Origin of the sequence: Ensifer sp. ZNC0028 (assembly GCF_000799055.1) — a bacterium.
Lineage (GTDB): Bacteria > Pseudomonadota > Alphaproteobacteria > Rhizobiales > Rhizobiaceae > Ensifer.
Map to the genome: position 1 here is coordinate 77407 of NZ_JTLA01000135.1, position 9353 is coordinate 86759.

Sequence of the window (9353 nt, forward strand, 5' to 3'; positions counted from 1 at the left end):
ATGGGCCGGATACTGAAGGAAAAGGACGTCGAGGCGGCAGTCAAGGGCGGGTCGGTCTATGCGGCCGGCGGCGGTGGCTGGGCCGACCACGGGCGCATGCTCGGCTATGCCGCGGTTTCGATCGGCAAGCCCGAGCTCGTCTCGATCGATGAACTCGACGCGCAGGACTGGGTGGCGACGGCGGCCGCGATCGGCGCGCCGGCCTCGACCACGCCGTGGGAGATGCGCGGCGTCGACTACGTCAAGGCGGTGCAGCTGTTGCAGGAGGCGCTCGGCGAAAAGCTTTCGGGCCTGATCATCGGCCAGAACGGCAAGTCCTCGACGCTCAACGGCTGGCTGCCTTCGGCGATCCTCGGCACCAAGGTGGTCGATGCGGTCGGGGATATTCGCGCGCACCCGACCGGCGACATGGGCTCGATTGGCCTTGCCGGTTCGCCCGAGCCGATGATCCAGACGGCGGTCGGCGGCAACCGCGACGAGAACCGCTATATCGAGCTGGTGGTGCGCGGCGCCACCGCCAAGGTTTCGCCGGTCTTGCGCACGGCCTCCGACATGTCAGGTGGCTTCATCGCATCGTGCCGCAATCCGGTCAGGGCATCCTATGTGAAAGCCAATGCGGCGCTGGGCGGTATTTCACTGGCCCTGGCGCTCGGCGAGGCGATCATTTCGGCGGAAGCGAAGGGCGGCAGCGCGGTGATCGATGCCATCGTCAAGACGACCAATGGGGCGATCCTCGCCGAGGGCACGATCACCGACAAATCCGTCGACTATACCAAGGAAGCCTTCGATATCGGCACGGTGACGCTGGGGAAGGGCGCTGACTCAACGATATTGCACGTGATGAACGAGTATATGGCGGTTGACTCTGCGGAAGGCACGCGGCTTGCGACTTTCCCGGACGTCATCACCACGCTGTCGCCGGAGGGCGAACCTTTGAGCGTCGGCCAGCTGCAGGTGGGCATGAAGATCTTCGTGCTGCATGTGCCGAAGACGGTGATCCCGCTGTCCTCCAGCGTGCTCGACCCGACGGTCTACCCATCGGTCGAAAAGGCGATGGGCATCGAGCTTGCCCGCTACGCCCTTTCCGGAAGGTAACGGGAGCAGGGTGATGGCGCGCGATGCCGGACTGGAAGAGCTGATCCGCGAAGGGCTCGGCGACCGCGCCGGGCTCTCGGAAAAGGCGATGTTCGGCGGTTGGGCTTACCTGCTTCACGGCAACCTTCTGCTCGGCGCGCGCGAGGGTTCGCTGCTCGTCCGGCTCGGCAAGGGCAATGACGGCTGGGCGCTGAAGCTCCCCGATATCGAGCTGATGGTGATGAACGGGCGGGCGATGCATGGCTGGGTGCGCGCTGGGGCGGATGCCTATGGCGATGATGCGCTGCGTCGGCGGTTGCTGGATGGGGCGCTAGCGTTCGTCGAGACGTTGCCGCCGAAGTGAGAGTTGGGGACCGCCCCGCCGAGACAACAACAAGGAACGACACCATGCCCAAGGCCAATCCCCGTCATCCCGGTTTTCCCATTCCCGGCGGGCCGGAGCTGCGCGCCAAGGGCTGGCGGCAGGAAGCGCTGCTGCGGCTCTTGGAAAACGTGCTTTCGGTCGGCGAGGATCCGGACAATCTCGTCGTCTATGCAGCACTCGGCAAGGCGGCGCGCAACTGGCCGGCGCACCGCGCCATCGTCAAGGCGCTGATCGAGATGGACGAAGACCAGACACTGCTCATCCAGTCGGGCAAGCCGGTGGGGCTCTTGAAGACCCATGCCAAGGCGCCGCTCGTCATCATGGCCAATTGCAACATCGTCGGGCAGTGGGCCAAGGCGGAGGTGTTCTACGAGCTGCAGCGAAAGGGGCTGATCTGCTGGGGCGGACTGACGGCCGGCGCCTGGCAATACATCGGCAGCCAGGGCGTGATCCAGGGCACCTACGAGATCTTCATGCGCATTGCCGAACGCCGCTTCGGCGGCGATCTCTCGGGCCGTTTCGTGCTGACCGCCGGTCTCGGTGGCATGGGCGGGGCGCAGCCGCTCGCCGGCCGCATGGCGGGTGCCGCCATCCTCTGCGTCGATATCGACGCGGAGCGGGCGAGGAAGCGCCGGGAAATCGGCTATCTGCAGGAGATCGCGCCCGATCTCGATACGGCGCTCTCGATGATCGACGCGGCTGTGAAGGACAAGCGGGCACTCTCCGTCGGCCTCGTCGGCAATGCGGCGGAGATCTATCCGGAGATCGCCCGGCGCGGCATCGTGCCCGACGTCGTCACCGACCAGACGTCAGCGCATGATCTCGTCTATGGCTACGTGCCGAAAGGCATGAGTCTTGAGCAGGTGAAATCGCTGCGCGACGATGGCCAGGGGCAGTTGATGGCGGCGAGCCGCGCCTCGATCGTCGAGCACGTCAAGGCGATGCTCGACTTTCAGCAGAAGGGTGCCGAAGTCTTCGACAACGGCAACCTGATCCGCACCCAGGCGCGCGAGGGCGGCGTTGCCAATGCCTTCGACATCCCGATCTTCACCGAGGCCTATCTGCGTCCGCTCTTTGCCCGCGCCATCGGCCCCTTCCGCTGGATGGCGCTTTCCGGCGAGGAGAGCGACATCGCCCGGATCGACGATCTGCTGCTCGACATGTTTCCGCACAACCGCATCGTCACCAACTGGATCAGGCTGGCGCGCCAGCATATTCCCTTCGAGGGCCTGCCGGCCCGCATCGCCTGGCTCGGCCACGGCGAACGCACGGCGCTCGCGCGGCGCGTCAACGAACTGGTGGCGTCCGGCGAACTCAAAGGCCCGATCGCGTTCTCCCGCGACCATCTCGATGCCGGCGCCATGGCGCATCCGAACATCATGACCGAGCGGATGAAGGACGGGTCGGACGCGATTGCCGACTGGCCTCTCCTCGACGCGATGCTGCTCTGCTCCTCGATGGCCGACCTTGTCGTCGTGCATTCCGGCGGCGGCGGCTATGCCGGCTACATGACCAGCTGCGGCGTGACGGTTGTTGCCGACGGCACGGTCGAGGCCGACGAGCGCCTCGACTATGCGCTCACCAACGACACCTCGCTTGGCGTCATCCGCTATGCCGATGCCGGCTATGACGAGAGCTTCGAGGAGATCGCCGCCAAGGGCATCGGGCATGTGAAGGTGTGAGAAGCTGCGGCTTTGCCATAGGCAGCTCACACCTGTCATGGCACGCGGGAATCCATTTCAGGATAGAGAACAAGGCTTTCCTGCGCGGTGGGCTCGTTGCGCGCCCCGACAAAGACGGCTGGTTGATCTCCCCGATTAACGGCCACGTGCAAGACGTTGGCGGGGATGTAGAGATAATCTCCCGGGTGCATCACATCCCGGTGCTGGAGTTCATCGCCACTCCACAGTTCCAACTCTTCGCCGCTCAACATGTAGAAGGCCGTCTCGTGGCGCTCATGCACATGCGCCTTGGTGCGCTTTCCAGGCGGGATCGTTGCGATACCGAGCCACAGTGTCGTGGAGCCAACCGATTCCGCACTGATGCCGGGCAGGTAATCGGACCCCTGTTCGGTGCGGTAACCGGCGTCTCCTTTGGAAACGAGGGCCTTGGCCCCCGAGAAGCCTGGTCGCGCGTCGGTTCGTTCTTCTGAAATCGTCATGTTTCGGCCTCCTCTGTGGTAGTCTGGTGACCTGCGCAAAAGGATCGCAAGAAGACCGGCTGGAGTCCTGAATGGAAGGGCGAAAAGTTCCGAATTCTTCCGAAGAAGTCGTGGCCGATAGCGTCGAGCCGCAACTGTTCGCGTTCGGGACATTCGTCCTCGACATGCAGCGCGGCGCACTGATGCGTGAAGGGCGGCGGGTCGCCATTGGCCATAAGGGCTTGTTGCTGCTGCACGCACTGGTGCGAGCGCCGATGCAGGTCGTGAGCAAGTCCGCGCTGATGGAGGCAGCCTGGCCCGCGGCCATCGTCGAGGAGAGCAATCTCTCGGTTCAGATCGCTGCCTTGCGCAAAATGCTGGGCTCTCAACCGGAGGGCAGCGAATGGATCGCCACCGTGCCGCGTGCGGGGTATCGTTTTGCCGGCCGGGTGAATAGCCTGCATCCTGCCCCTGATGCGCCGCCGGCGTTGCCAGGGTCGCCCGCGGACCCGGGCCGGCCATCGATCGCGGTCCTGCCGTTTGCAAATCTGAGCAGCGACAAGCAACAGTCCTATCTGGTCGATGGCATCACCGAAGACGTGATCACAGCGCTTACGCGATTTCGGTGGTTTCGGGTTATCGGGCGCAATTCAAGTTTTGTCTACAAGCACAGGTCGGTGAGCGCCAAGCAGGTGGGCCGAGACCTGGATGTAGATTACGTGCTCGAAGGAAGCGTGCGCCGCTCCGGCGGCCGTCTTCGGGTCTCCACGCAACTGGTCGAAACCAGCTGCGCCAGCCAGGTCTGGGCCGAACGGTATGACCTGGAAATGGAAGAGGCATTCGCAGTTCAAGACGCCATCGCAGAGAGAGTTGCAGGCGCAATAGAACCGGAATTGTTGAAGACGGCATCATTCCCCGCGGCGTCGCGGCACACGGGAAATTTGACGGCGTGGGAGATCGTGCGGCAGGGAACCTGGTATTTTCACCAGGTTGGCCAGCAGACCCATCTGATGGCGCGAGAGCTGTTCAGGGAGGCCTGTCGGCTTGATCCAGAGCTTGCCGAAGCGCATCTCTGGCTTGGCCGCGTGAGCGCCGGCATCGTCGCCTACGGATGGAGCGAGCATCCTTCCGATGACATCCGGGAGGGTTTGGACGCCGCCTTGGTGGCCGTTCGGCTCGACGAAAAGAACCCGTACACACACTATGCGCTCGCGATCTGCAGCGCCTATGCGAATGCGCCCGAGCAGGCGGTTCTTGCCGCCGAAAGGGCGATCGAGATCAGCCCGAGTTTCGCCCTTGGCCACCTTGTCCTCGGAATGGCGGAGCTATTCAGGGGAAACGCGTCCGGTGCCATAGCGTCGCTGGAACACGGTCTCATGCTGAACGCCAACGACCCGCAGAACTTCGTCTGGCTGAATTTTCTGGCGCTCGCCCACCTGTTTGGCGGCGACGGATCAAGCGCGCTCGCTGCCGCCGTGAAGGCCCAAAAAGTGCGCCCGTCCTGGCGGCCGGTCCAGGAAACGTTGGCCTGCTGTTATGCGGCTGCCGGGCGTCTTGCAGAAGCTCGCTCATCGCGCGCATTGACGAGCGAAATGGAGAACGCGTCAGGCGATGCCTTAGGGCCGCTGAGACAGCGCAATCCGCATTGGCAGGAACGATTGGCAGGATTGTTGCAGCAAGTCCCGGGCGACCCGCTTCCGACGCCTCAATCTTCCTGACTTCCTTGCCGCTTTGGCCATTCTCGAAATCACGCCCGCTCCCGCAGGCGACCGGACGACCGTTGCTCCCACCGTTGCTGCTGACGGTGCTGTCTTGGTGTCGCCCCTGCGACACGTTACAATGCAGGCCTCACTGCCCGGAGGCGATCATGACATCGAGCTTCAATGTGCAGAGTGCTGCCGGTTACGAGCAGCTGATGGGGCGATGGAGCCGGCAGCTTGCGCCGCTGTTCATCGATTTTGCGGGCGTTGCCGACGGCGAGCGGGTGCTGGACGTCGGTTGCGGCACGGGAAGCCTGACGTTTGCGCTGCCGCGTGCGGCCGATGTAAGCGAGATTACCGCGATCGACTTCTCGCCCGTCTTCGTCGAGGCGACGATCAGGGCGAATTCCGATCCGCGGATCACGGTCCAGCAGGCCGATGCCTGTGCGCTGCCCTTTGCCGACGCATCCTTCGATCGGGCGCTGGCGCTGCTGGTGCTGCATTTCGTCCCGGAATCGGGGAAAGCGGTCGCCGAAATGCGCCGGGTCACGCGGCCGGGCGGTGTCGTTGCGGCCGCAGTCTGGGATCACTTCGGCGGCATGCCGGGCATGCGCATGGTGCTCGATGTGGCGGCGATGCTCGATGGCAATGCCGAGCAGGTGCGCAGCCGCTATTGCTCCCAGCCGATGATGCGGCCGGGTGAGATGATGCAGAGTTTTGCCGCACATGGGCTTGCAAACGTCGAGCAGACGTCGCTGACGATCCGCATGGACTATCTGTCTTTCGACGATTTCTGGCGGCCGATTTCGGCGGGCGAGGGACCGCTCGGCAAATATATCGGCGGGCTGGATGCCGCGCAGCGGGCGAAGATCGACGCGGCGGTCAGGGCGGCCTACCAGGCCGGCCAGCCGGATGGGCCGCGGTCGTTTGCGGCGGTCGCCTGGGCGTGCCGGGGCGTGGTTCCGGGGGCGTGATGGAGCAGCGGTTCGTCACTTCTGCCTGGCCGGCTTATCGGAGCTATCGACGAGCAGCGGGACGGCGGCCACTCTGCTCTGCAAGGACAGCAAAGTGCGCGCGGCACCGCAGAATCCGTTGAGGTCGCGCTTTGCATCTTCCTGGGCCTTGTCCATTGAGTCGCCGAAGGCGCGATGAAACTCAGGCGCCACGCCAGTCGCGCGCACGTATCCGTTTGCAAACTGTTCATTGGCAGCCAAACCTGGGCAGGCGGCAGCAGCGACCGCAGCGGTTCCCAGATATGACAAGAACTGGTCCTCAGGAAGTTTCCGGCGCGGGTAATCTATGTCCTGAGCAAGAATACCGCTGGCGCTGCCGGCAGCGATCACAAGCGAGAGGCACAGTGTCTTCATGTCGGGTCCTTGTCATCGCGATAGCGCCGCGTCCACCGCCTTCGGCCCAACCTGATAGTGCCGATCTCGCCGTCAATCAATCGCAAGTATGCCCAGTCCGCCCTTCATAATGTCCTCAGCGCCCGGCAGTCACACCACCGTCTCGCCGCCATCCACCACCAGGATCTGGCCGGTCATGTAAGAGGAGCGGTCGGAAACGAGGAAGAGGATCGACTCGGCGATCTCCTCGACGCTGGCCCAGCGGCCGAGCGGGACCTTTTCGCGGATATAGGATTCGATCGCACCGCGGCCGCCCATCTGGGCGATGAAAGGCTCGTTGAAGGGCGTGTCGACCCAGCCGGGGCAGAGCGCGTTGACGCGGATGCCGTGGCGGGCGTAGTCGCCGGCCATCTGCTTGGTCATGGCGATGACGGCATGTTTCGTCGTCGTATAGGCGATCATCTCGCGGTCGTAGAGCACGCCCGAAGATGAGGAGGTATTGAGGATGACGCCGCGGCCGGCGGCCCGCATCGACGGCATGACGAGGCGCGCGGCCATGAAATGGGCGCGGACATTGAGGTTCCAGGAACGGTCGAAACCGGCGACCTCGACCTCTTCCAGATCGCCCGCAACCTGCGCGCCGGCATGATTGTGCAGGATGTCGATGCGGCCGTGGCGATAGAGGATATCGGCAATGCCATCGGAAAGCGCCGTGTCGTCCGTCACGTCGATCGCCAACGCCTCGGCGCTGTCGCCCTTGGCGGCGATCGCCTCGACGGCGGTCGCGGCTGCCGCGAGGCTGCGGTCGACGACGACGACATGGGCGCCTTCGCGCGCCATGATGGCCGCACCCGCCTGACCGATCCCGGAGCCCGCTCCGGTCACGATCGCGACCCGGTCTTTCAGGATCATGGTTTCACTCCCCGGATTTCGGTTTCTTTTCCCGCATCAGGATGCGGGCGGTCAGGATCAGAAGCAGCGAGGCGACGAGCACCAGCGTCGCGATCGCGTTGATTTCGGGCGTCACGCCGCGGCGGATCGAGGCAAAGACGTAGATCGGCAGCGTGGTCTTCGAGCCCGCGACGAAGAAGGCGATGATGAAATCGTCGAAGGAGAAGGTGAAGGCCAGAAGAAAGCCGGCGAGGATCGACGGCAAGATCTGCGGCAGCACGATCAGCCGGAAGGTGGTGAGCGGCGTTGCGTAAAGATCGCTCGACGCCTCGACGATGTCGCGGCCAAGGCTGGCGATGCGGGCCTTTACGATCATCGTCACCAGCGCCATGGAAAACAGGCCATGGGCGGCGATGATCGAGCCATAACCGAGACCGAGCTGCGGCGGCTGATCGCCCGGCCAGATGGTGGCGAGCGCCGGGTTGACGAAGGAGAAGACGGCGACGAGGGCGACCAGCGTCGCGATGCCGATGACGACGCCGGGCACGACGATGGCCGCTGCGAACAGCGCATCGAAGATCGCCCGGTTGCGCGGCGCCAGCCGCTCCATGCCAAGCGCCGCCATCGTGCCGAAGATCGCCGCGAGCGTGGCGCTGGTAAAGGCGATCAGCAGGCTGTTCTGAAGCGCCGAGACGAGGAAGGTGTTGCCAAGCGCCTTGCCGTACCAGGCGGTCGAGAACCCGGTGAACTCGCTGGCGTTGCGTCCGGCGTTGAAGGAGAACAAGACGACCAGCGCGATCGGCGCGTAGAGGAAGAGATAGACGGAGGAGATGAAGGCGCGCATCAGACGAGATCCACCTGTCTTGTGCCGGCGACGCGGAAGGCGATGCGCATGGCCACCATCAGGATCACCACGACGACGGCAACCAGCGTGACGGCGATCGCCGAGCCGAAGGGCCAGTTTCGCGATTGCAGGAAGAGATCGACCAGCGCGTTGCCGATGAAGAACACCTTGCCGCCGCCCAAGAGCTGCGGGATCAGGTATTCGCCGAGCAGCAGGATCGTCACCAGAGCGACGCCGGTCATGACGCCCGGCAGCGACAAGGGCAGGGTGACGCCGAAGAAGGTCGAGACCGGCCTCCCGCCGAGGTCGGCGGAGGCTTCGAGCAGGCGGCGGTCGAGTTTTTCGAGGCTCACATAGATCGGCATGATCATCAGCGGCAGGTAGCCGTAGACGATGCCGAGCAGGACTGCGCCCGGCGTGTTCAGCATTCGCACATCCTCGATGCCGATCATCGAAAGCAAGTTGGGGATGCCGCGCGAGCCGAGGATGTACATCCAGGCATAGGTGCGCACGAGCAGGCTGGTCCAGAAGGGCACGACGACGAGCGACACGAGGATCAGCCGGTAGCGCGGGTTCGCCTTGACTGCCAGATAATAGGCGACCGGATAGGCGATCAGCAGGCAGGCGAGCGCGCCGACCGGTGCCAGGATGAGGGTGTTCCAGAAGGCCGCCGCGCGTGTCGGCAGGTTGGCGAACTGGGCAAAAGTGAAGGCCGCCTGATAGCCGCCTTCCGGTGCGCGCTCGCCGAAGGCGAAGACCAGCATGGCGATGAAGGGCAGCACGAGGAAGATCATCAACCAGGCAGCGGCCGGCGCCACCAGCGCCGCCGTCACCAGGTTTCTCTTCGTGTTCGTCGCCGCGGTCATGAAATGGTATCCGTTTGGTTTCAGTCGTTTTTTCGGGCTGCTGGGTGCGCGGCGAGGGAAGCCCCTCATCCGCCTGCCGGCACCTTCTCCCCGCAGGCGGGGCGAAG

The 9353-nt window shown here is 64.3% G+C and carries 10 protein-coding genes; 5 read left to right on the top strand and 5 right to left on the bottom strand.

Annotated features, from left to right (window positions below):
* From L981_RS28890 to L981_RS28900, 3 genes are read left to right on the top strand one after another with little or no spacing between them, the layout of a single operon-like run.
* Nucleotides 1-1095, top strand: coding sequence for a DUF917 domain-containing protein (locus L981_RS28890; RefSeq protein WP_043624735.1), 1095 nt, complete (start codon nucleotides 1-3; stop codon nucleotides 1093-1095).
* Between the two features lie 13 nt (nucleotides 1096-1108).
* On the top strand, nucleotides 1109-1438 hold the full coding sequence (locus tag L981_RS28895) for a TfoX/Sxy family protein (RefSeq protein WP_043624739.1): 330 nt from the start codon (nucleotides 1109-1111) through the stop codon (nucleotides 1436-1438).
* 44 nt (nucleotides 1439-1482) lie between these two features.
* Nucleotides 1483-3141: a urocanate hydratase gene (locus L981_RS28900; protein WP_043624742.1), complete on the top strand. Its 1659-nt coding sequence runs from the start codon at nucleotides 1483-1485 to the stop codon at nucleotides 3139-3141.
* A 35-nt stretch (nucleotides 3142-3176) separates the two neighbouring features.
* Here the strand turns inward: L981_RS28900 and L981_RS28905 are convergent, their stop codons facing one another.
* The gene (locus tag L981_RS28905; RefSeq protein ID WP_082006197.1) at nucleotides 3177-3620 is read right to left on the bottom strand and encodes a cupin domain-containing protein; all 444 of its coding nucleotides are present in this window, start codon (nucleotides 3618-3620) and stop codon (nucleotides 3177-3179) included.
* 71 nt (nucleotides 3621-3691) lie between these two features.
* On the opposite strand from L981_RS28905, the gene L981_RS28910 reads away from it, so the two are divergent.
* A complete protein-coding gene (locus L981_RS28910; RefSeq protein WP_082006198.1) occupies nucleotides 3692-5317 on the top strand; it encodes a winged helix-turn-helix domain-containing protein in 1626 nt (541 codons plus the stop codon).
* A gap of 149 nt (nucleotides 5318-5466) precedes the next feature.
* Nucleotides 5467-6273 carry a class I SAM-dependent methyltransferase gene (locus tag L981_RS28915; RefSeq protein WP_043624745.1) on the top strand — a complete coding sequence of 269 codons (807 nt, stop codon included), beginning with the start codon at nucleotides 5467-5469 and terminating at the stop codon, nucleotides 6271-6273.
* A 15-nt stretch (nucleotides 6274-6288) separates the two neighbouring features.
* On the opposite strand, the gene L981_RS28920 is transcribed toward L981_RS28915, so the two are convergent.
* The 4 genes from L981_RS28920 to L981_RS28935 form a co-directional block, all read right to left on the bottom strand.
* Entirely contained in the window at nucleotides 6289-6666 is a 378-nt protein-coding gene (locus L981_RS28920; RefSeq protein ID WP_043624748.1) for a hypothetical protein, read from the bottom strand.
* Between the two features lie 129 nt (nucleotides 6667-6795).
* Nucleotides 6796-7557, bottom strand: a complete 762-nt coding sequence (locus tag L981_RS28925; RefSeq protein WP_043624751.1) for an SDR family NAD(P)-dependent oxidoreductase — start codon at nucleotides 7555-7557, stop codon at nucleotides 6796-6798.
* A 4-nt stretch (nucleotides 7558-7561) separates the two neighbouring features.
* The gene (locus L981_RS28930) at nucleotides 7562-8380 is read right to left on the bottom strand and encodes an ABC transporter permease (protein WP_043624753.1); all 819 of its coding nucleotides are present in this window, start codon (nucleotides 8378-8380) and stop codon (nucleotides 7562-7564) included.
* On the bottom strand, nucleotides 8380-9246 hold the full coding sequence (locus L981_RS28935; protein ID WP_029742635.1) for an ABC transporter permease: 867 nt from the start codon (nucleotides 9244-9246) through the stop codon (nucleotides 8380-8382). The genes L981_RS28930 and L981_RS28935 overlap by 1 nt, the downstream gene beginning before the upstream one ends.
* Nucleotides 9247-9353: the final 107 nt, after the last annotated feature.